Source organism: Psychromonas sp. SR45-3 (genome assembly GCF_014163575.1).
GTDB classification, from domain to species: domain Bacteria; phylum Pseudomonadota; class Gammaproteobacteria; order Enterobacterales; family Psychromonadaceae; genus Psychromonas; species Psychromonas arctica.
This window is the reverse complement of the sequence record NZ_JACJDP010000016.1, coordinates 36132-58500: the sequence shown is the minus strand read 5'-3', so window position 1 is coordinate 58500 and position 22369 is coordinate 36132. Positions and strand designations below refer to the sequence as shown.

At 37.3% G+C, this 22369-nt stretch carries 16 protein-coding genes; 9 read left to right on the top strand and 7 right to left on the bottom strand.

Annotated features, from left to right (window positions below; all coding sequences use genetic code 11):
• Window positions 1-284: 284 nt before the first annotated feature.
• Window positions 285-1241 carry a sensor domain-containing diguanylate cyclase gene (locus H5084_RS10480; RefSeq protein WP_182690407.1) on the top strand — a complete coding sequence of 319 codons (957 nt, stop codon included), beginning with the start codon at window positions 285-287 and terminating at the stop codon, window positions 1239-1241.
• Window positions 1242-1396: 155 nt separating this feature from the next.
• Here the strand turns inward: H5084_RS10480 and H5084_RS10475 are convergent, their stop codons facing one another.
• Window positions 1397-1990 carry a phosphoribosyltransferase gene (locus tag H5084_RS10475; RefSeq protein WP_028869593.1) on the bottom strand — a complete coding sequence of 198 codons (594 nt, stop codon included), beginning with the start codon at window positions 1988-1990 and terminating at the stop codon, window positions 1397-1399.
• Between the two features lie 119 nt (window positions 1991-2109).
• Between H5084_RS10475 and H5084_RS10470 the strand changes: the two genes are divergently transcribed.
• Both H5084_RS10470 and H5084_RS10465 read left to right on the top strand, forming a co-directional pair.
• Entirely contained in the window at window positions 2110-2688 is a 579-nt protein-coding gene (locus tag H5084_RS10470; protein ID WP_028869594.1) for a phosphoribosyltransferase, read from the top strand.
• A 543-nt stretch (window positions 2689-3231) separates the two neighbouring features.
• A complete protein-coding gene (locus tag H5084_RS10465) occupies window positions 3232-4857 on the top strand; it encodes a methyl-accepting chemotaxis protein (RefSeq protein WP_182690406.1) in 1626 nt (541 codons plus the stop codon).
• A gap of 259 nt (window positions 4858-5116) precedes the next feature.
• Here H5084_RS10465 and hflX read toward each other — a convergent pair whose 3' ends face one another.
• The 5 genes from hflX to H5084_RS10440 form a co-directional block, all read right to left on the bottom strand.
• Window positions 5117-6478, bottom strand: coding sequence for a GTPase HflX (gene hflX, locus H5084_RS10460; protein ID WP_182690405.1), 1362 nt, complete (start codon window positions 6476-6478; stop codon window positions 5117-5119).
• 350 nt (window positions 6479-6828) lie between these two features.
• Window positions 6829-8409: a BCCT family transporter gene (locus H5084_RS10455; RefSeq protein WP_028869597.1), complete on the bottom strand. Its 1581-nt coding sequence runs from the start codon at window positions 8407-8409 to the stop codon at window positions 6829-6831.
• 481 nt (window positions 8410-8890) lie between these two features.
• Window positions 8891-9136, bottom strand: a complete 246-nt coding sequence (locus H5084_RS10450; protein ID WP_028869598.1) for a hypothetical protein — start codon at window positions 9134-9136, stop codon at window positions 8891-8893.
• Between the two features lie 168 nt (window positions 9137-9304).
• Window positions 9305-9727, bottom strand: a complete 423-nt coding sequence (locus tag H5084_RS10445; protein WP_028869599.1) for a hypothetical protein — start codon at window positions 9725-9727, stop codon at window positions 9305-9307.
• Between the two features lie 17 nt (window positions 9728-9744).
• The gene (locus H5084_RS10440) at window positions 9745-10059 is read right to left on the bottom strand and encodes a hypothetical protein (protein WP_051369207.1); all 315 of its coding nucleotides are present in this window, start codon (window positions 10057-10059) and stop codon (window positions 9745-9747) included.
• Between the two features lie 259 nt (window positions 10060-10318).
• Between H5084_RS10440 and H5084_RS10435 the strand changes: the two genes are divergently transcribed.
• The 5 genes from H5084_RS10435 to H5084_RS10415 all read left to right on the top strand — a co-directional run bounded on the left by H5084_RS10435 (window position 10319) and on the right by H5084_RS10415 (window position 15736).
• Window positions 10319-10711, top strand: coding sequence for an amidase family protein (locus H5084_RS10435; RefSeq protein ID WP_259396752.1), 393 nt, complete (start codon window positions 10319-10321; stop codon window positions 10709-10711).
• A gap of 946 nt (window positions 10712-11657) precedes the next feature.
• A complete protein-coding gene (locus tag H5084_RS10430) occupies window positions 11658-12614 on the top strand; it encodes a TRAP transporter substrate-binding protein (RefSeq protein ID WP_182690404.1) in 957 nt (318 codons plus the stop codon).
• A gap of 68 nt (window positions 12615-12682) precedes the next feature.
• Window positions 12683-13162, top strand: a complete 480-nt coding sequence (locus H5084_RS10425) for a TRAP transporter small permease (RefSeq protein WP_028869603.1) — start codon at window positions 12683-12685, stop codon at window positions 13160-13162.
• A 20-nt stretch (window positions 13163-13182) separates the two neighbouring features.
• On the top strand, window positions 13183-14490 hold the full coding sequence (locus H5084_RS10420; RefSeq protein ID WP_182690403.1) for a TRAP transporter large permease: 1308 nt from the start codon (window positions 13183-13185) through the stop codon (window positions 14488-14490).
• A gap of 298 nt (window positions 14491-14788) precedes the next feature.
• Complete coding sequence (locus H5084_RS10415; RefSeq protein WP_182690402.1) at window positions 14789-15736, top strand: LysR family transcriptional regulator; 948 nt, start codon at window positions 14789-14791, stop codon at window positions 15734-15736.
• Window positions 15737-15893: 157 nt separating this feature from the next.
• Here H5084_RS10415 and H5084_RS10410 read toward each other — a convergent pair whose 3' ends face one another.
• On the bottom strand, window positions 15894-16901 hold the full coding sequence (locus tag H5084_RS10410) for a zinc-binding alcohol dehydrogenase family protein (protein ID WP_182690401.1): 1008 nt from the start codon (window positions 16899-16901) through the stop codon (window positions 15894-15896).
• A gap of 429 nt (window positions 16902-17330) precedes the next feature.
• On the opposite strand from H5084_RS10410, the gene H5084_RS10405 reads away from it, so the two are divergent.
• Window positions 17331-22307, top strand: a complete 4977-nt coding sequence (locus tag H5084_RS10405; RefSeq protein WP_182690400.1) for an alpha-2-macroglobulin — start codon at window positions 17331-17333, stop codon at window positions 22305-22307.
• Window positions 22308-22369: the final 62 nt, after the last annotated feature.

Genomic DNA, 22369 nt, shown 5'->3' with positions numbered 1-22369 from the left:
AAAGAGACCGTTGTATTGTTACTTTTAAACTGAAAATATTTGATATTTTAAAGTTATAGCTAAAGTTTGTAACTATGCTTTAAATCACATTAATGATAACAAAATAACGTTTTTGATAATTTTTTTATCATTGTTGCTAGAATACAGTCACTGTTGCTCCTCGTAAGAGGTATTTTTTTTGTTTCGAGTTTAAGTCTATGTTTTAGCTTTCTTAGTTTGTATTTTTAATTTTCCTTAGGGGAACTAACTTAGTTAATGACTTAACTTACTTTTAGGATTATTTAATGATACAGCCAGATATTCCATTTAATGAGATAAATCGACTTGAAGTGCTTTGCGGCCTGCGCATCTTAGATACTCCTGCTGAAGAACGTTTCGACAGGTTAACGAGAATGGCTAAGCATATGTTTAATGTGCCCATTGCATTAGTCACTTTGGTTGATGAAAATAGACAATGGTTTAAGTCTTGTATTGGTCTTGAGGCAACTGAAGCGTCGCGTGATATTTCATTTTGTGGGCATACTATTCTTGATAGTGAAGTCTTAGTCGTTCCTTCTGCAAGCAGCGATCATCGTTTTATTGATAACCCTTTTGTTATTGATGTTCCTAATGTTGAGTTTTATGCGGGATACCCCTTAGTAGTCGGGGGCTACAGACTTGGTACTTTATGTATTGCGGACAATCGAATAAGAGACTTTGATGATCAAGATATTGCAGCATTAAAAGATTTAGCGGCAACCGTTGAACAAGAGCTTTCTGCATTACAAATGGCCACCCATGATGAACTAACTGGTATATTAAATAGACGTGGTTTTATCTCTTTAGCTCAAAATAGTTTAAATCTAAGCGTAAGAGATGGAGTTACTTGTACACTTGTTTATTTAGATTTAGATGATTTTAAGCTTATTAATGATAACTTTGGGCATGAGGTTGGAGATAAAATATTACATTCATTTGCTGCTTTCTTAAATCGCTCGTTTCGTGATTCAGATATTGTTGCTCGACTTGCCGGGGATGAGTTTGTGTTGCTTTTAAATAATGCTTCACAGCAAGATGCACAAAAAATAATGGTGAACTTTAAGCAGTCGCTTTTAGACCACCTGCAACAAAGTGAAATGCGCTGTAATGTTTCGTTTTCAATGGGCTTTGTTGAGTTTAATCTTAATAAACATAGCTCCATAGACCTATTATTATCAGAGGCAGATCAGCAAATGTATGTCTGTAAAGGTGCTAAAAGGTAAAGCTTAGAATAGGTAGTTAATACAGTCGATTGAATATGAAAGTTTTACTAAACGCTGTCAATTCAACAAATAAAAAAGGACCAATATTATATTAGCCCTTTAGTAAGCTGTTATTAATGTTTGATTATTAATACTGTTTATTAATGCTTCATTAATTAACTTTTAACAAATGATTTAGTGTCTATATGGTTAAAAGCAAATGATTTATGAGTTTTTATCTCTTCAAGTGATAACCCTTGTAACTCATAGGGAAATACAACCCAATCATCTGTCTGATTGACAAAGTAGTCTGGGCCTATATTTTCCGGTAATGATGCTTTTTTCCAAACAGTTGCAATACGGACATCAGAAGGCATGTTTCGCTTGAGTCTGACTTTAAGCTCGTTGATCACGGCATCAGCATTTTTACCTGAACGATACATATCATCTACAATCAGTAATTTATCATCAGCATTTAACTGTTTTACTAAGTAAGTTAAACCATGCACATGGATGGGTTGGTTGACACTATCTTGATCATGATAACTATCAAAACCACCATAGGAAGTACGGATAGAGATATGATCGGTTTTGACACCTAGTGTTTGTAAACATTCCTGCACATAGATACCTACCGAACTACCTCCGCGCCATAAGCCAACAATAAAGGTCGGCTTAAAATCACTTGCCATAATTTGCGTTGCTAATTGAAAGGATTCTTCGATTAGCGTGTCTTCATCTAAAAAGATTTTTTCACTGTATTTAGCCAAGAAATTACCAACTTAATGTGTTAAATTTACAAAATAATTAATCGAAAAATTAGAACATAAACAAGATTTTAATTCAATCTTTAGTGGCACTATCTTTAAATGTTTTACTGGGAAATAACATGTCAGACAAACAGTATTTAACCGCACAAACCCTATTAGAAGATTCCTATGCTTTAGCGCGTAAAATTTTAGATAGCGAGTTTAAACCTACTTTTATTGTTGCTATCTGGCGTGGTGGGGCGCCAATTGGTATTGCGGTGCAGGAGTTCTTAGCCGTACACGGAACTCAATCGGATCATATTGCTATCAGAACCTCTTCTTATGCTGCTGCCATCGATCAACAACAAAAAGAAGTGCGTGTGCATGGTTTGAATTATTTAGTTAAAAACTTACAACATCACGATAAATTACTATTGGTAGATGATGTTTTTGATACGGGTCGCTCTATTGAAGCGATTATTCAAGAGCTACAAAGAAAAACAAGACTTAACATGCCTGAAGATGTAAGAGTTGCTGTTCCTTATTACAAACCTTCTCGTAATTTAACAGATCGTGTTCCTGATTATTATATTCATGAAACTAATGCTTGGTTAAAATACCCGCATTCACTTGAAGGTTTGAGCGCGCAGGAAATTTCAGCACAACGACCTCGTTTATATGAAATTATTAAAGACTTCTTACCATCAGAAGAGAAATAACCCACACCTAGATAGTACTGCGATATGTGACTGCTATCTACGTGGGGTTATTGGTTAAATTATCGTATCAATATTAACTATAGATACGATAATTTACTGAAATAAATTAATCCCATCTTAATGGCGATGTACCTCGCATTTATTTGGTTTATAAATATAGAGATTGACTAATACCATTAATCACACTAATTATTGATCTATTTTACTTGTTAAAATAACTTATTTCTTTGTTCTAATTTTTACATGTAGAACAAGCATTTAGCTTGATTCTAGCCTTGAGCTAAGTCATCTTTCCTAAGCAAAATTTAGATCACTTATTTCATGTAATCGATATAACATACGTTTTATCCGATGATTACACTCCACGTTTATCCTGCTCTCGCATTGTAAATAAAGCTTTTTTTGATTAATACCTTATGCGGATAACTTCATAAGTACTACTTTTGTTATTATTTTTAATATTTAATGGCGATATCTTGAATTCCACACTAGGCTAAAGCGATTAAAATCATTCACTTCTTTCCATTTTCTGAGTAAAACTATATGACTATCAATTTACGTTTAATTATTGGTTTTGGCGTCGTTCTTTTAATGATGTTAATTTTGACAGTTATCAGCACATTCCGCGTTAATTTTATCGATGCTAAGATCACCGAAATGACAGATGTTAATTCAGTTAAACAACGTTACGCTATTAATTTCCGTGGTAGTGTTCATGATCGTGCTATTGCCGTTCGAGATGTTGTGTTTGCAAGGACCGAAAGTGAACTGAATAACGATATTGCTAATATACAAAAACTGGATAAATTTTATCAAGTATCTGCAGTGGCGATGCGCTCACAAATGTCATCTGAACATGTTAGCGCAGAAGAAAAACGTATTTACACTTCAATTAATCAAATTGAACAGAAAACCATGCCGTTAATAGAGCAAGTGATCGCTGCTAAACAAAGTGGCAACCTTGCATTAGCAAATGATCTGTTATTGAATCAAGCGAGAGGCGCATTTGTTGAATGGCTTAGTATTATCAACGAATTTATTGATTATCAAGAAGCGTTGAATCAGCAGGCCACTAAAGAAGTCCGAGAAGTGGCAAGCTCATTTCAAAATTGGATGATTATATTAACTAGCATTGCGATAGCGATCGGTTTAGCAGTTGCTTACCGCATTAGTTTCCAAGTGAGGCAATCAGTGGGCGGAGATCCCCTGGAAGCAGCTAAAGTTGTGGCCAGAATTTCAAAAGGGGATCTTACGGGACAGATCAACTCATGTTGTCCAAATAGCATGTTGGCATCGGTTGGTTTGATGCAACAGCAATTAAAAACAACTGTGAATAGCATTGTGGCTTCCTCGAAAGAGTTATCTGAACGTGCAATATCAGTAACTGCTGGTTCTTTACAAGCATTAAATGCTGCTGATAAACAAGTTGTGCAAACCAATCATGCTAAAGATGATTTGGACTTAATGAGTTACAGTATTCACAATGTCGTTGATACCGTGAAGCAAACTGAAAGTAATTCTCAAGCCACGGTAGAGCTATCAAAACGAGGCCGAGAAGCAGTTCAAAATGTTGCTACTGAAATTGAAAAAATTTCAAGTACTGTGAAAGCGACGGTGACACAAGTTAACGTATTACAAGAAAGAGCTCGTGAAATTGGCGAAATTATTAACGTTATTCGCGGTATTTCCGATCAAACTAATCTTTTAGCTTTAAATGCAGCTATTGAAGCTGCCCGAGCTGGTGAAACTGGTAGAGGTTTTGCGGTTGTTGCCGATGAAGTTCGCCAACTGGCATTAAGAACAGGTGAGGCAACGGGGGAAATTGAAACCATGATTAATCAAGTACAGGGCGATACTCAAGCCTCTGTTACGGCAATGGAAACAACGGTACCGCAAGTAGAAAAGGGCTTAACACTGACTCATCAAGCAAATGAGTTATTGAATGATATCCAACGCCAGGCTGATGATTCGTTAGTTAAAGTATTAGAGGTGGTAGGTGCAACCAATGAGCAGGTTGCTACTATTGATAATGTAGCCAAAGGCATGGAAGAGATCACCTTAATGTCTAGAGAAACCAGTGAAACACTTAAAAGCAATGTTAACCAAGCTGAATTACTTGAAAACCTAGCTAAACGTTTGAAAAAAGATACTGACTATTTCACCGTTTAAATATATTTGAAGTGTAACTTCAGCAACACTTAAACGTAAATCAGAGATAGCTTAAACAATACATAAACACAGCTAAGTGATGGTTTATAGTATCTCTATTGTACCTATTCGCATTAGCATCAAACTATGTTGCTAATCATATTGCTACCTATTGTTAATAGGCAAATGGAAAGGCTTCAAGTAATACTGACTACTGATGAGCGGCAACTGCTACTTATGAAACTGCTACTTATATTGCAAAGCACTCAGTTAAACATGTTTAAAATGAGGATGTTTGTAACATTTTATGTAAACGTTCTAGTGCAATGGGGCTCGCTTTTAAAGTTATGCGAACACCATCTTCATTGTATTGCTCATCAGTTACCTGCATTTTGCTGTGAATTTCACCCATAATACCGGTCGCGGTATAAGGAATACTAAAGCAAGCCGCACACATCTTTTTCTCTAAAAAGTTCTGAATTTCTTGATGCACCATGGCAACATCTTTTTTATCACGAGTGCTTATTTGTAACGCGTTTGGATATTGTGTTAATAAGGTTAACTGCTGATCTTCAGTTAAACAATCCACTTTGTTCAAAAGTAATAATTTGTTACTAAAATCAACATCAAGTTCTGCAAGCACTTGGTCAACAACCGCTAATTGTGATTCGAAAAGTGGATCCGATGCATCAACCACATACAGTAATAAAGAGGCTTCTTTGGCTTCCTCTAAAGTAGAGTGAAAAGACGCGACTAAATCATGCGGTAATTTTTTAATAAAACCAACGGTATCGGATATTAGAATTCGTGGTTGAGTCACTGGCTGTAAGGTTCTTACGGTAGTATCTAAAGTCGCAAAAAGCTTGTCTTCAATTAATACTTCAGAATCAGTAAGGGCTCGCATCAGAGAGGATTTCCCCGCATTCGTGTAACCAACTAATGCCACACATAATTGCTCGATACGGCCAGTGCGTCGACCCTGCATCTCTTTTTGTAATTTCTTTAGTTCTTTCTTTAAGTCTGCAATTTTATCCCGAATACGACGACGGTTGATCTCAAAGGCTGTTTCACCTATCCAACGGCCTTTTTGGCGTTCTCGGTCTCCGCTATTTTCATCGCGTACTCGTGGTGTTAAATAATTAAGTCGTGCTATTTCTACTTGCAGTTTAGCTGTTCGAGTACGTGCATGTTTGCTGAAAATTTCGATGATGATACGCGTACGATCGTAAACCTCTACGCCTAATGCCGCCTCAACATTATGTAATTGATTCGGGCTCAATTCACAGTCAAATACAACGACATTGGCTTGTTTTTTTATATCGTCTGTTGCCAATAATTGGTTCAGTTCATCTTGGTCAAAATCAATACTTTCCAACTCTCTCTGATCTTCATCGTCTTCTATCAACTCACTGTCGTTAGTTAATGAGGCAAGCTCTTCTAATTTCCCTGAGCCTAATACCGATAACTTTTTAGTTGATTTTTGTCGTTGGGTTTTACTACCAACTACTTCAAAACCTAATGTATTTACTAGGCGCCCCAATTCAGATAAAGACTCATCAACTTCTTGTTGGGTCACATCGGGTGTGCGGATCGCAATTAAAAGGGCGCGGGTAATGCTTTCATCTGAGGTAGTAATTGACATGGAATGCTCATGACTTAAGGAGTTATAGTCACTATCCTACGCTGTTGTGTGGTGCAGTTATATTAATTTCGAGTATTGCTGTTGCTATTGACTAAAATGAAAAAATGAATGGCTATTTTGCTGATAGGGAATAAAAATAGCAGTGTAACAGTGTAGTGCGCTATAAAGCCCAGTACTTTGTAGAAAAGTACTCTGGGAGAAAAACGATGTAAAAGGAAAGTACTATCAAGATCTTCATTGATAGTACTTAATTTCATTGCTAGTGGTTAATATGGGCTTGCGCTAATATTTTAAACTAATCGCGATAGAGCAACAGGAGCTTTGCATTAGCAGCGATTAACTCGTGAACGTTACTTGTATAAAGCACGTTCACTATTTAAGCCTTTGATCAGACTCACACACATAATTAACAATACAAAAGTAAATGGTAAAGCCGTTGCGACAACTCCTGACTGTAATGCCTGCAGCGCTTCTTTACCACCAATCCACAGCATCACCGCTGCAATAGCACCTTCAGTTGTTGCCCAGAAAATACGTTGTGGCACCGGTGCATCAATTTTACCGCCAGCAGTAATGCTATCGATAACTAAGGAACCAGAATCAGAAGAGGTGACAAAGAAGATCAGAATCAATACAATTGATAATACAGAAATGGCATCACCAAAAGGTAACGAGTCATAGACATGGAATAAAGTTAATGAGATATCTGTTAAACCGTTAGCACCTAATTCACCGACTTTGTTAATCACTTGATCAATAGCAATACCACCAAAAATAGCCATCCAAATAATGGTCATAAATGTCGGCACAAAAATCACGCAAAATAGAAATTGACGAACAGTACGGCCTTTAGAAATACGGGCGATAAACATACCAACAAATGGTGACCATGAAATCCACCAAGCCCAGTAGAAGACAGTCCAGCCTTGCATCCAGGTCGTATCATCACGACCGTGCGGATTACTTAATGCAATAATATTCTCAGCATAAGCGATAAAGGTGTCTGGTATAGTCACAACAATAATATCGAAACCAACATAGGCAACAAATAAAAGCAGTGCAAATGCAAACATCATATTGATATTACTCAGTACTTTTACACCGCCTTCGATACCACGAATAATCGATAAAATTGCAATAAAAGTAACAAAAGCAATCACAATGAATTGCATGCCAAGGCCGCCATCGGTACCAAATACATGGTTGATACCACTAGTTGCTTGTTGCGCTCCTAATCCTAAGGACGTGGCTAAACCGAATAAGGTTGCTAATACAGCAAGAATATCGACAATATGCCCTAACCAACCCCATGCTCTATCACCAAATATAGGGAAGAAGACAGAACGAATGGATAAAGGGAGGCCTTTATTGTAAGCAAAAAAGGCTAACGATAATGCGACAATTGCATAGATAGCCCAGCCGTGAATACCCCAATGGAAAATGGTTGCACCCATCGCGAGAGATCTCGCTTCAGGCGTATAAGGTTCGACGTTAAATGGCGTTCCCCACCAATCAGTAAAGTAAGCCGTTGGTTCAGCAACTCCCCAAAAAAGGAGACCTATACCCATCCCTGCCGCAAATAACATGGCTAACCATGAAGGTGTTGAGTATTCGGATTTAGCGTCTTTACCGCCAATGCGAATTTTACCTAATGGAGAAACCATTAGTACTAATGAGAAGAGTAAGAAGAAGTTAGTCGCCCACATAAAGAGCACATCAAATTCTTTCATAATGCTATTTTTAACACTATTTAATGCTTCTTTAGCGGTGCCTGGTTCGACAAGTAAAGTCATTGCAATGAATAGGAAAATAAGCCCTGCACTGGTACCAAAAACAGGGTTATGAATATCAAATCCCCATTTTTGAAGGTTATCTTGACCGACCTGATAGTCAGTTGTCTCGATACTGTATTTTTGTTGTTGATTATCCATAATATTTTTTACTGTGTGCCTTAAAAACAGCGGTTAATTAGAAAGTAAATATAACGATCACGTATTTATTAATCGTTATTAAGCAGGTTATAAATTAAATAACAGTGCTTAATCATTTACTATTAGCAGACCCAAGTGTTCACTGTGGTGTCAGAGAGCGATAGTACAATGTAATGATTAAATGGCTAACTTATTTTGACTTATTGTTTTAACGTTTAATACTAAAGTGGGTTTGCATGATCAATAACTGCCTCTTTATGAGTTGTAAATGCTAACTCGCAGTCGATAAACAACGCAAGGGGACGATAAGCTATTCAATGACTACACGCCACTGCCAATTAAGTGAATGTTAATTCGTCATCTAATACCCAACAGTCATAATCGAATACCCATAACCAAAAACTAAAATCCCAAGAACCAAAAAAACAATACTAAATTGTTCCTTCATGTAGGTAATTAATAAATTGATTAAAAAAGTTGTTTATAGCTTCATTAACAGTTGTATTAAACTGGGTAACATTGATTTAGACGATGTATTGGGTTGGCTAACCATACCCTTTGCAAAACCGGCACCAAAGGAAGCCATCAGACCTTGTTTTGAGGCTAATAACGTATTGACATTATCTTTGGCGTCTAGGGTGGCTTGCTTATCTAAAATGCATGCGTTGAGATACTCTTGTTGTGTTTGCTGTACTGCATTTATTTCATCTTGAATAATAAATTTCATACTCTTTACCTGCTATCTTTTACTCGTTATGAGTTAAGCTCTTTTATCTGATAAGCTTTAGATGTTGCGCACGGTTCACTAATACTGGTTACTTATTAGTTGTTATTCATTAGTAGTTAACTAGTACGAGTAACTTGTTAGCTGTTAATTATGATTAGTTGCTAGTAGCTAGGTGTTTTCACTTATTACTTCAGTGATCGTTGAACGGAATCCAACTAATTTCCATATGCTTTTCAATTGCTTAAACAACCACCATGCTAATCCAGCATTGATTATTAATAACAATATAATAGGGACGCTTAGGGACAAACTCATATGGTAAATGAGTAAACCAAGCCCGATGTTTAATAGCATCCATACCATTGCTGTAATCACTACTAAGGTTAAGCTAATAGCAAATGATAATAAAATAGCGCTGAGGCTAAGTTTAGCCTCAGCAACAACTAAATTTTTTGAGGCGATTAGCTTGATTATTTTACTGCCTAATAGTGTCTCTAAACTGTCGAATGTCTTTTTAAATGACGCTGATTGTTCATCAACGTCACTATTAGGTTGTTGTTCAAACGTGTCATTTTGCTCTGGAATATCCATGCTAATCTACGCCTCGATTATTTTCTTTTTAATAGTGATGAAACTAGCATTCCTACTGTAAATGCAATACCTGCGGTCGCGATAGGGTTTTCACTTGCGTATTTTTTAACCGCCGACTGATTCCATTTATCTTCTATTTCACTTTGTTTCTTCGCTAATGTTTCTGAACTGCTGTGCGCGGTTTCGCGAATGGTTTCTTCTGCCGAACCCACTTTATCCGCTAAGGTATCCACTGAATCATGTAAAGTATCTTGTAACTTATCAGTAACTGGGTGATCTTCGTTTAATGTGTTTTTTAAATCAGCTTTAATTGCTTGTTTTGACTGTGCCATTTTTATTTTCCTCTTCAGTTATTGAAATATACAATATTGATTGTTTTATAATGTGTTCAATAAGGTAGTTGCAACTATCAGGCCGGATTTTTATCTTTTATTTATCAATTGCTTATGGTTTTTATGCGGTTTTTGGGTAATAATCAGTGTAATTTTTTCAAGATGATATTGTAAGATTTTCAAAAGCAAAATGAAGTTAGCTATTAGGTAAAGCTAATTTAGACCAATTTGCGACTGGGCTTGTTGGTGTGCGTAGCCCATGGGGGCGGTTAAAAATAGTTTTAATCCTGATTATATTTCTGGTGGTTCAAACCCTGGCAGCGCGATTGCTGTTGCTAATGGTAACGTGAGTTTCTCATTAGGTACGGATACGGTAGGGTCAGCTCGAGTGCCCGCTGCACTGAATAATATTGTAGGCTTAAAAGCGACCAAAGGATTATTGAGTTGTACAGTTGTTGTACCTGCATGTAAAAGTTTAGATTGTGTGACTTTATTAACGAATACGGTTGATGAGCTTAACCAGTTGTTAGCTATTACTGTTCAGCAAGGTAACAGTTGGGGCACTCGTTTTATTTGTGAAGGTTATGCAGTTAATGACGCGATCAATATTAGTGATTTAGGTAGTTGGCGTGCTTATGTTGCCTCAACGTAAAGATTAAATTAGCTTTAGAAGACGTTTCAATTAGTTACCTTTAATCACCTAATGTTACTCGCCATTTATTACTATTATTACTATTAATTCTATTTGTCATTAAAAAGGCTAGGAGTAGAGCTGCAACCTAGCCTTTTCTTATTATTCCTTAAACCTGTTTTTTATTCGCCTCATTATTATTAGCCTCATCACTTATTAATTATTCATTAATAATAATTGATGAACGGGTGTCGAAAATAACTTACTTCAAATAAATTCATGATTTCTATCCCACCTAACTCAACCTATTACTTTTTAATCACACCAGATTCACCCTTAATAATTATTTGAACAGAGTTGAAACATGCTTGTTCAATGTTCAATGTTCAATGTTACTTGTTAATTAAATATGGGGCGTTGATTTTAGAGAGTTAAAAACAAAGTGTGAAACCTGACTATAATCAACTTGCTGGTTCGCTATATTTCCCTTTTAAGTGCCAGTTAATATTATTGTTTTTACGGCTAGTTGTAATACAACTAATCCTTATGTGTTGGTTTTTATGATAATTTTATTAAATGTAATTATGTTGTATCTAAATTAACGGTTGTTTAAAAGGCAGTCGATCAATTAATCGTTTACATATTACAATTAAATCGTAAGTTATTGTTTTATATCTATTTGCCCTATGTTTCTTATTGTTATTTTTTAAACGTTATTTTCGCTGAGTTATAAAAAACAAGCGAACAGTGATTAAGATCTAACTTTCAGATGACTAAGCGTGACCTATGTCATATTGAAATATTTTCTTATTGTAATACTTAATGGGGTTTGTAAAATGCATTCATTGTTAATGAACACCGATACATTTTTAACAAAAATTTTTACCAAACATCGCAGTTGTAGCACATTTTCTTGATTGGAATGACGATTGCAAAAATTAATATTTTTAATAAGGAAGTGAAAATAATGAAAAAGATCTTATTACCTTTAGTAGCTACATTGCTACTTGCACCAAGTGCATATGCAAAGACACTAAACTTGGGGCATGCTATGTCTCTAGAAAGTGCCGCTCACCAAGGCATGGTTATCATGGCTGAGAAAGTTAAAGAAAAATCTGATGGCGACCTTACTATTAAGATTTTCCCAAATGGACAACTTGGTTCTGAACGTGATCAGGCTGAGCAAGTAGTAACGGGAGCTATCGATATGGCTAAAATCAACGGTGGTTTAGCAGAATCTTTCGAACCCACTTTTAAAGTTAATGCACTACCTTTCTTATTCCGTGATGTTCCACACATGAGAAAATTCATGAGAAGTGAAGCAGCACAAGAGATGTTAGTTTCAAGCGAAGGTAAAGGTTTCATTGGTCTTACTTTTTATGATTCAGGTACACGTAGCTTCTACGCTAAAAAACCAATTAACTCTCCAGCAGATCTAGCAGGCATGAAAGTACGTGTTCCAGGGTCTCCAACTATGATGGAAATGGTTAATTTATTAGGCGGTAAAGCGACACCTGTGCCATTCAATGAAGTTTACACTGCTTTGCAACAGGGTGTAATTGACGGAGCAGAAAATAACATTTCTAGCTTAGTTGAAATGAAACATAGTGAAGTTGCTAAATTTTACTCTATGGATCAGCATATGATGACCCCTGATGTGATTATCATTTCAGAAAATAAATGGAATTCATTAACAGCCGAAGAGCAAAAAATATTAAAAGAAGCAGCGGCAGAATCTCTTGAAGAACAGATCAAAATCTGGGACGAAACGGATAACATGAACAAAGCGAAAGGCATCAAAGAAGGCGTAACATTTATCGAAGTTGATAAAGCCCCTTTCCGCGCAGCTGTTAAACCAATGATCGATGAAGCTAAAAAAGATTCTAAATTAGCGTACTTCATTGATAAAATTGAAGCACTTTAAATAAGTATTAGTAAAAATATAATTTTGCCCTAGCCTTGCTAGGGCAAAATCCTTCGAGGTATAACTACATGTTAACATCTTTCAGAAACCTACTTGATAGGTTGATTCTCTTTATTTCTTCTTTTGCATTAATGTTGCTAGTAGTAACCGTCACCTGGCAAGTCTTTAGTCGTTATGTGTTGAATGACCCAAGCAGCTGGACTGGTGAACTTGCTCGCTATACGATGGTGTGGCTTGGATTATTAGGAGCCGGTTATTTATTTGGTGTTAAAGGACACTTAGCGATAACGCTATTAGATGGCTATCTTAGAGGAAAAGCACATACAGCATTACAATTACTCATCAATGGGATCTCTTTTGCATTTGTCTCTTTAGCAATGCTTAAAGGTGGTATTGCCCTGATGGGAAGAACCGGCCAACAACTATCACCTGCGCTGCAACTACCAATGTCTACCGTTTATTCAATATTACCTATTTCAGCCGTTATTATTCTTATTTATTTGACATTAAATACGATTGAACTTTTTTGTAAACCTAACAAAAAATAAATTTTAAAAGGATTCATATTATGGACTTGTCCATTGGTGTTTGGCTGCTAGGCCTATTTTTATTCATGATTGCGATAAGCGTACCAATTGCCATTGCTATTGCCATGTCATCTTTAACCATCATGTACTTCATTTTACCCTTTGATGTAGCAAGTATTACAGCCGGCCAAAAAATTATTACTGGTATTGATAGTTTCAGTTTATTAGCTATCCCTTTCTTTATTCTCGCTGGGAATATTATGAATGTCGGTGGCATTGCGGGGCGACTTATCAACCTAGCAAAGCTAATGGTTGGTTGGATCCCAGGCTCTCTTTTACACGTGAACATATTTGCTAATATGATGTTTGGTGCAGTTTCTGGTTCTGCAGTAGCTGCCGCTGCTGCAGTTGGTAAAACCTTAGGTCCAGAACTAGAAAAGGAAGGTTATGACAAAAATTTAGCAACAGCAGTCAATGTTGCATCTTGTCCTGCAGGCTTACTGATTCCACCAAGTAATTCATTAATCGTATTTTCAGTCGTATCGGGTGGAACATCCGTTGCCGCACTGTTTATCGCAGGCTATGTCCCTGGTATTTTAATGGGATTAAGTTGTATGGTTGTGGCCTATTTTATCGCTAAAAATAAAGGTTATAAAACAAGTGCTAATGACGGCTTCACAGCTAAAGATGTACTAAGAATTATTTGGCAAGCAACACCAAGTTTAGGGCTTATTTTTGTTGTTATTGGGGGGATTATTGGCGGTGTATTTACCGCAACAGAAGGCGCGTGTATAGCAGTGCTTTACTCTTTCACCTTGTCACTCTGTTACCGAACACTTAAGTGGTCACATTTCCCAATAATCTGTAAAGAAACAACACTGATCACCGGGATTATGCTGTTCTTGATTGGTGCATCAACTATTATGTCATGGGCTATGGCTTTTACAGGTTTACCGACGATGATAAGCGATTGGATGTTATCAATTTCTGATAATCCAATTATTATATTTATTCTAATGAATTTAATTTTGCTAATTGTTGGTATGTTTATGGACCTTACGCCTGCCGTATTGATCTTTACACCTATATTTATGCCAATTGCAGAGCATCTGGGTATGCATCCAATTCACTTTGCAATGATGCTTATATTTAATCTATGTATCGGTATTGCCACACCGCCCGTTGGTACAGCATTATTTGTTGGCTGTAGTGTTAGTGGCTCTAAGATTGAAGATGTTATAAGAAGTATTATGCCATTTTGTGCGGTATTGATTGTGACCTTATTATTAATCACTTTCATTCCTGAAATTAGCTTATTCTTACCGAGATTCTTTGGATTAATTTCTTAATCTAAAGGCTTAACCGAATCACTTGATTAAATTACTTAAGAAAGTACTTTAATAGATTAATTACTGTTCTATATGCCAACATCAGAAGCCTTATGGTGGGCTGATGTTGGCATTAAGTTAAAGTCTAATAAGCCAACTCCTGCCTTGTCCCATTCAATATTTTAGTCTCTCTGGTTTACTCTGATTATTATTTTCCCATAATACTTTGATCACTTATGGTGTGTGTCACACCGTGAATGGTAAGATATTAACTTTATAGATTTTAAAGTTATCCGTGATCCTTTGTAGGGAGTTTGAATTGTCAATTACTAATCAGTTAATGTTATTTATCGATGTGGTACAACAGGGCTCTTTTGCTAAAGCAGCGTCTATTCATGATATGGATAACTCTTCATTATCAAAACAAATTAAAAAACTAGAAAGTACGCTAGGTGTGCAATTGTTGAATCGCTCAACACGCTCATTTTCTTTGACTTCTGCCGGAGAAGAGATTCTGCATCAAGCCCATATTATGGTGGATACGCTGGATGATATGAAAAGTATTGCTGATTCCTATCAGGTGAAACCGAAGGGCATGTTACGTATTACTTCGGGGATGTTTTTTGGACAACAATATATCCAACCAGCAATTAACCAGTTTATGCAGCAATACCCAGAGGTAAAAATAACATTGATGCTAGATGATAAACGCAGTGATATTATTGCAGATCACTTTGATTTAGCCTTTAGAATTGGAAAATTGGATGATTCCAGCATGATCGCCAAAAAAATTGCCAATACACATTTTGCGTTGGTTGCATCTGACTGTTTTATCTCGCGTTATGGGGTGCCACAAACACCTGAAGCGTTAATTGCTTTACCTGCGGTTATTTACGGCAATGGTGATGTCAGCTTAGATCAAATCAAAATAAGTGAACAAGCACACAGCGATATTCAGAAAACATTTAAAATGCGCGGCAATTACAAAGTGAGTGATGTTCGGGCTATGATGGAAGCCGTGCAAGCTGGACTAGGTTATGCCTTAATTGATCTTTTTAATTTAGAAAAATCGATTGCAGAGATGGGGTTAGTTCCGTTGTTAACTGATTATAAACTATCAAATATGGATACCGCTATTTATGCTTTATATCCACATCGTAAACAAACGTTACTGGTCAGTGAGTTTATTAAAACGGTGCAAAACTATATCGGTGAGCCTGCTTTCTGGGTTGATCATATTCCTAATTATAAACAGCTTTATAAATAAACTCTGCTCGGGATAATGGTGCATTTTGCTTTGATTATTTGGAGCAGAGGTTAAGGTTATAACGGCGCAACTAAAACAATATAACAACCTAAATACTAGTCAATAAAGCGCATAACATGCGCTTTATTGTTAAAAAGTATGATTAAAGTACTTGTCCTTAAAAGCCTTCTAAAACAACTTTACCTTTTGCAGTTTGCGTTTCAAGGAACTGATGCGCTTTACGTAAATTAGCAGCATTAATTGGTCCTAAATTTTGACCAACTGTGGTTTTAATTTGTCCATTATCGATCATATTTGCGACATTATTTAAAATTTCATACTGTTTCTGCATATCATCTGTTTTGAAGATTGAACGTGTAAACATGAGTTCCCAGTGAACCGAAACCGCTTTAGTTTTAAAAGGTACGATATCTAATGTCTCTGGATCATCAATTAAACCAAACTTACCTTGAGGTTTAATGACTTTTTCAATCTCAGCTAAATGCTGCTCTGTATTATTTAAGCTAACAACATAATCGACATTTGCTAAACCTTTTGCTGCAAACTCTTCGCTTAACGGATTACGGTGATTAATGATGGTATCTGCACCTAAATCTTCTAACCAAGAAATAGTTTCTGCACGTGATGCCGTTGCAATTATTTCAAGTTTTGTTAGTTGTTTTAACAGCTGCACCATGATTGAACCGACACCGCCGGCTGCACCAATCACTAAAATACTTTTAGATACATCATCTTTTGCCACGTTAAGACGATCGAATAACAACTCCCATGCTGTTAGGCTAGTTAATGGCAATGCAGCCGCTTCACCGTAAGATAACGTACTTGGCATACCACCAACAATACGTTCATCAACGAGATGGTATTGTGCGTTACTACCTGAGCGAGTGATATCGCCAGCATACCAAACCTTATCACCAGGCTTAAATAAGGTTACGTTTTCACCCACAGATTTAACTACACCCGTCGCGTCATAGCCTAATATTTTGTATTCACCTTCAGGAGCAGGGGCTGTCTGACGAATTTTAAAGTCAGCAGGATTAACCGAAACAGCTTTAACTTCAACCAGAATATCCTGTCCTTGTGCAATAGGCATCTCTAATTCTATATCTTGTAGAGATAGCTCATTTTCTACGGGTAAATTTTGTTGGTATCCAATTGCTTTCATGTTTAATCCTCTTCAGTTTAATGAGTTACGCTCGTGAGTTAAGTTAAGGGAGGCATTTTGAAGCGATCTACTGCTATTGCACAGAGACGAAAGTTCCAATTATTATGGAGTAAATACTCCATAATTAATGTGACTATTTTTTAATTGAATTAAGATTAAGATTAAGATTAAGAGTTAAGTTGAATTAAATGATTTATATTCAAAGGTGATCGTTCAGAGAGCCTGCAATAAGGACTTACTATTATTTATTCTTGTGAATCGATAGTGACTGCCTCATTTGTTGTCACTTTTTGAACATGATTGATCACTGAATGGACACTTTTTCGTTAACAAAATAGTTTATGATAGAATTTTTAAGATAAACTTAATGTCATTTTTGTAATAACAGATAGCTAACAACTCATCGCTAACAGCAATTGGAGAGTATTCATGTGGTTCAATAAAGTATTAAATGTCAGCTTATGTTGTTTATTGTTATTAGGATGCCAGGAAAATACCGATCAACCATTAGTTGCTGAAGCATCGACTGCCAAACAATTGTCTGTACAGCAATTACCAGTTGAAAAATTAGCTGAGAAACAAACTAGCGCTGTCATTGCCACATCGAATGCTACATCAAATGCCAGCTCGACCGCTGCATCACTCGCATTAAGGTTACTGGATATATCCGAACGCGAAGTGGGTAATAGCAATGTCATCGAATTATTGTTTAATAGCCCATTACAAGCAGATCAAAACGTTGACCGTTTTATTGAAACTTCCCCTAAATTAGCCACTCCCGTATTGAGCAAAGATGGGAAAAAGTTGCAATTTTTTGGCATACAACCGCAAACCGATTATGAAATTAATGTGATTGCTGGATTAATGGCTCAAAATGATACCTCTCTTAGCAAAGCTTCACAATATTCAGTCACCACAAGAGCAATGCAGCCAGTTGTTAGTTTTAAAATGCAAGCTGGCGCTATATTAGTACCGGGACACTCTGAAAGTTTAGGCATTTATTCTGTCAATGTTGAAGCTGCGAATCTTAATATTTATCGCGTTAAAGCCGATCAACTTAGTCGCTTTATTGGTGATTTCAATTATATTGCTAATAGCGGTGCCTATCATTATCAAAATGCAAACCGTGAGGAGATGGTTGAACATATCTATACGGCTCGTATTGAAACTGCAGGTAAAGCCAATCAACGACATATTACAAAATTTGCTATTGCAGATAAAAATTGGGCTAATGAAAGCGGTGTTTATTTTGCCACTATTGGTAAACCGGGCGGCTTTGAATTCGATGCGGCGACTTGGTTCTCGGTGTCTGCGATTGGTTTACAAATACGTCAATTCCCGACAAAAACCTATGTGATTGCCCAAGATATTAAAACGGGGCAATTACTTACGAATATACAGATAGATTTTTTAGATAATAAATCAACACGGTTTTCTTCCTTAACTACCGATTCATCGGGTAAAGTCAGCATTAATAATAGTGAGCGTTTAGCGTTAATTGTGGCGCGTAATGACCAGCAAGTGACGGTATTACCTTACCAACATCCGCGTTTTGACCTCTCAGATTACAACGTCGCGGGCCCAACGCACAGCGATAGCCAAATATTTGTTTATTCTGAGCGAGATATTTACCGTCCCGGTGAAACCTTAAGGCTGAATATGCTGCAGCGTAATGCAGACGGACAAGTACTACCAACTGAATTAAGTGTGACATTGTTTAAACCTGATGGCAGTACTTACAAATCAATCTGGTTGAAAGCAACGGATAAAAAAAATGGTTACTATCAATATCAAGTTGATCTGCCAAAGTCTGGTCCGCTGGGTAATTGGCAAGCTAAAGTTAATGCTAAAGGTAACAGTCAATATAGTGCGCGTTTTCATTTTAAAGTAGAAGACTTTTTACCGGATCGTATGCGCTTAAGTGTTAACGGGGAAGACGCTTTAAAAACCACAAAACTAAATAGTTTCGATGCTACACAAAAGCTAACCGTTAATGTGTTAGGAGAATATATGTATGGCGCGGCCGCCGCGCGCAATAAATTACAAACTAAGGTTAGCGTGTCAGCCTGGGCTTACCCATTTAAACAATGGCCTGATTATTACGTGGGCGATATTAACGGCGCTCGACATGATAACTTCGAATTAGCAGATACTCAGTTAGATGACACTGGACACGTTGTGACGGTAGTGGATAAAGATTGGAGTGATTGGAGTGTACCCGTTAAAGTGCGCCTGCATTACAGCCTTTTTGAAACAGGTGGACGTGCAATTAATCGTTTTTACGATAATTTATTATGGCCTAAAGCCAGTTTTATTGCAGTTAAACCGGGCTTTGATAATAATCAATCTGTAAGCAATGGTCGCATTAATTTCAGTCTATTAAAGCTGAATAAAGCGGGGCAACCCGTTACTTCCGGTAATGTGAAAGCAGAGTTAATACGTGAAGAAAAACGTTATTTTTGGAGCTATGACGATAATAATGGTTGGCACTATCAACGTATAGAAAAAGAATATACTGTTGATGATCGTATACTTAACTTTGTTGATTCAACGCCACTGAACTTATCACAGCAAGTTGAATGGGGTGATTATCGATTACAACTTACTGACTTAACAACGCAAGCACGCACTGTTTATCGTTTTCGTGCTGGACAGGAATGGTATAACGATTGGCAAAATAATAGTGCGACGATCCGACCTGATCGCGTCAATTTAGCCCTAGATAAAGCCACTTACCTACCTGGAGAGGATTTAACATTACGTATTGGTTCACCTACATCAGGTAGTGCACTGGTAACAATTGAATCTGACCAAGTATTATGGCAACAGTTAGTGGAGGTGGACAAGGGCGAGTCAACGTTATCGCTAAGCGTACCGAAAACGCTTGCAAGGCATGATTTGTACATTTCTGCTTTTGTAATCTCAGCAGCAGACAATGCATCAAAATCCATCACTAAACGTAGTTTTGGTATTATTCCTTTGCCTTTGAATCGAAGTGAACGTCAATTAAATGTTGAAATTGATACTGCATTAAGTTGGATACCTAATCAGCAAGTGATGACCAAAGTCTTGGTAAAAGATGCACAGGGCAACCCTGTATCGGGAGACGCTAAAGTCACTTTATCCGCCGTTGATGCCGGTGTATTGAGCGTGAGTGGATATCAAGTTGAAGACCCACATCATTTCTTTTATAGCCAACGTGCTTACCAAGGTGCAATAACCGATGTTTATGATCAAGTGATGACTCCCTTATTGGGGGACTCGGCAAAAATACGTTGGGGAGGTGATGCTGCATTAACACGTGGTGGTGAACAAGCTCAAAGTGAAGTGCAAATTGTAAGTCTATTCAGTGGTTTAGTCTCAGTTAAACAGGGGATAGCGGAGATCCCGCTACAATTACCTGCCTTTGATGGGCAACTAAATTTGACGGCGGTAGTGTTCAATAAAGCGCAATTTGCTAAAGCAGAAAAAACCATCAAGGTCGCTTCGCCAGTGGTGATGCAAGTGGCGATGCCAAAATTTATGGCGCAGGGTGATAACAGTAAGATTGCGTTAGATTTAAGTAATAGCACAGATAAACCTCTTCAAGGCGAATTCACATTCAGTGTGGGTGGCCAATTATTAGCGCAGAAACAGGTTAAAAAAATCACTTTATTGCCTCATAAAAAGCAGACTCTGTATTTCTCTTTAGATGCTGAGCAAGCAATAGGGAACGGTGAAATTAATGCCAGTATGACCTTAGGGAAGGTCGTTATTAAGCGCCACTGGACATTACCTGTTCGCCCAACACAAGCTAGTGAATACCATTCCGAAAAAGCATTGTTAATGCCCAATGAGCAAATGACATTGCCAAAGGATGTGCTCTCTGCCTTTACTGATAGTAGTAAAAAACTACAATTATCAGTGGCATTAAACCCACATTTGGATGCACAGGTACACTGGCAATATCTCGCGGATTATCCTTATACCTGCCTAGAGCAAACCACCAGTAAATCGCGTCCTTTTGTGACAGCATTGCACAGTCCAGTAAGCAATATGGAAGCTGTTGATACACAGATGGCACAACAAAAAGTGCAAGATGCAATTCAACGATACAGTCAATTGCAGCGCGCTGATGGTAGTTTTGGTTTATGGAGTAACCATTCCCCAGAGCAGCACTGGTTAACTGTTTACGCCACCGACTTTCTTTATGATTTGCAAGCAAATGGAGTGGTGGTGCCAGAGGAGTTGTTGGATAAAGCGACACAACGTTTGCAAAGTTATTTAAGCTCTCGTAGTCGTCATCATGTTAATACTTGGTCTACTAATCCGCAGCATTATGATGCCGCTTATCGTGCCTATGCCGCCTATGTGTTGGCAAAACAAAATAGCATTACCCTTGGGCCATTGCGTGATATTGCTGAAAAAGATATGCCAGCGGCAATCGGCAAATTGCCAGGTGTTCACCTTGGTTTAGCGATGTTAATGACCGGTAGTGAACAAGAGGGGACTGCTTTAATTAAACAAGCATTAACGCAACAACGTGGACAAGATTACCTCGGTGATTACGGCAGTGAATTGCGCGACCAAGCAATGGCTATTAATACGATATTAACCTCTGCTTCAGTGAACGCGTCATTACAACAAATAGCATTAAAGATGGTGCCTGATTTAGCATTAAACATGCAGCAAAAACAGTGGTTAAGTATTCAAGAACGCAGTGCTATTTTGTCCTTAGCAATGACCATGAAAAAGCAATACACAGCACACAAATGGCAGGGTGAACTGCTCATTAATGATAATAATATAGCGCTACAAACAAGTGGTGAATACCATCAAAATATAACAATCGATAATAATCAAAGCAAAGGAATTCAAGCTAGCTTTAAAAATACAGGCACTAGACCTATTTATGCTTCTTTTGATTGGTCTGGTGTAAAAAAACAGCCTGATTATGACCTTGACCAAGGTATTAAAGTGACTGCACAACATTTCTTAGTGGACAAAAATAGTGCAATAGCGTTGCTTGATAATAGTACTTTACAATCAGGGCAATTATTATTAACACGTATTACTGTGCGCAGTGAGCAAAGGGTCGCAGATGCCTTACTGGTTAATTTAATGCCGGCAGGCGTGGAGTTAGAAAACCAACAATTAAACAACAGTTTAAAATTGTCAGATCTTATGATTGACGATGAGCAGGTGGAAGTGACTGCGAACATTGTACATCAAGAATATAGAGATGACCGTTATGTGGCCGCGCTTGATTTACGTGCGCAACAGATTCAAACATTATATGTGCTGTCACGCGCAGTGAACCCCGGCAAGTATGTGGTTCCTGCGGTACGTGTAGAATCCATGTATCAACCTGCTGTGTACGGTGTTGGTGGTAGTATTAAACATGTTAACGTGAATGCACTTGATTAACGTTGTATTTCAGCGGCTTACAGGTTTAGTGACAAAGACAACCGATCGAAGTTTGTTAAAAT

Coding starts and splice junctions, on each gene's coding strand:
- H5084_RS10450 (WP_028869598.1), bottom strand. CDS start 9,136: ATGAAATTTATTATTCAAGATGAAATAAATGCAGTACAGCAAACACAA.
- H5084_RS10420 (WP_182690403.1), top strand. CDS start 13,183: ATGGACTTGTCCATTGGTGTTTGGCTGCTAGGCCTATTTTTATTCATG.
- H5084_RS10445 (WP_028869599.1), bottom strand. CDS start 9,727: ATGGATATTCCAGAGCAAAATGACACGTTTGAACAACAACCTAATAGT.
- H5084_RS10470 (WP_028869594.1), top strand. CDS start 2,110: ATGTCAGACAAACAGTATTTAACCGCACAAACCCTATTAGAAGATTCC.
- H5084_RS10455 (WP_028869597.1), bottom strand. CDS start 8,409: ATGGATAATCAACAACAAAAATACAGTATCGAGACAACTGACTATCAG.
- H5084_RS10410 (WP_182690401.1), bottom strand. CDS start 16,901: ATGAAAGCAATTGGATACCAACAAAATTTACCCGTAGAAAATGAGCTA.
- hflX (WP_182690405.1), bottom strand. CDS start 6,478: ATGTCAATTACTACCTCAGATGAAAGCATTACCCGCGCCCTTTTAATT.
- H5084_RS10440 (WP_051369207.1), bottom strand. CDS start 10,059: ATGGCACAGTCAAAACAAGCAATTAAAGCTGATTTAAAAAACACATTA.
- H5084_RS10425 (WP_028869603.1), top strand. CDS start 12,683: ATGTTAACATCTTTCAGAAACCTACTTGATAGGTTGATTCTCTTTATT.
- H5084_RS10435 (WP_259396752.1), top strand. CDS start 10,319: ATGGGGGCGGTTAAAAATAGTTTTAATCCTGATTATATTTCTGGTGGT.
- H5084_RS10465 (WP_182690406.1), top strand. CDS start 3,232: ATGACTATCAATTTACGTTTAATTATTGGTTTTGGCGTCGTTCTTTTA.
- H5084_RS10480 (WP_182690407.1), top strand. CDS start 285: ATGATACAGCCAGATATTCCATTTAATGAGATAAATCGACTTGAAGTG.
- H5084_RS10405 (WP_182690400.1), top strand. CDS start 17,331: ATGTGGTTCAATAAAGTATTAAATGTCAGCTTATGTTGTTTATTGTTA.
- H5084_RS10430 (WP_182690404.1), top strand. CDS start 11,658: ATGAAAAAGATCTTATTACCTTTAGTAGCTACATTGCTACTTGCACCA.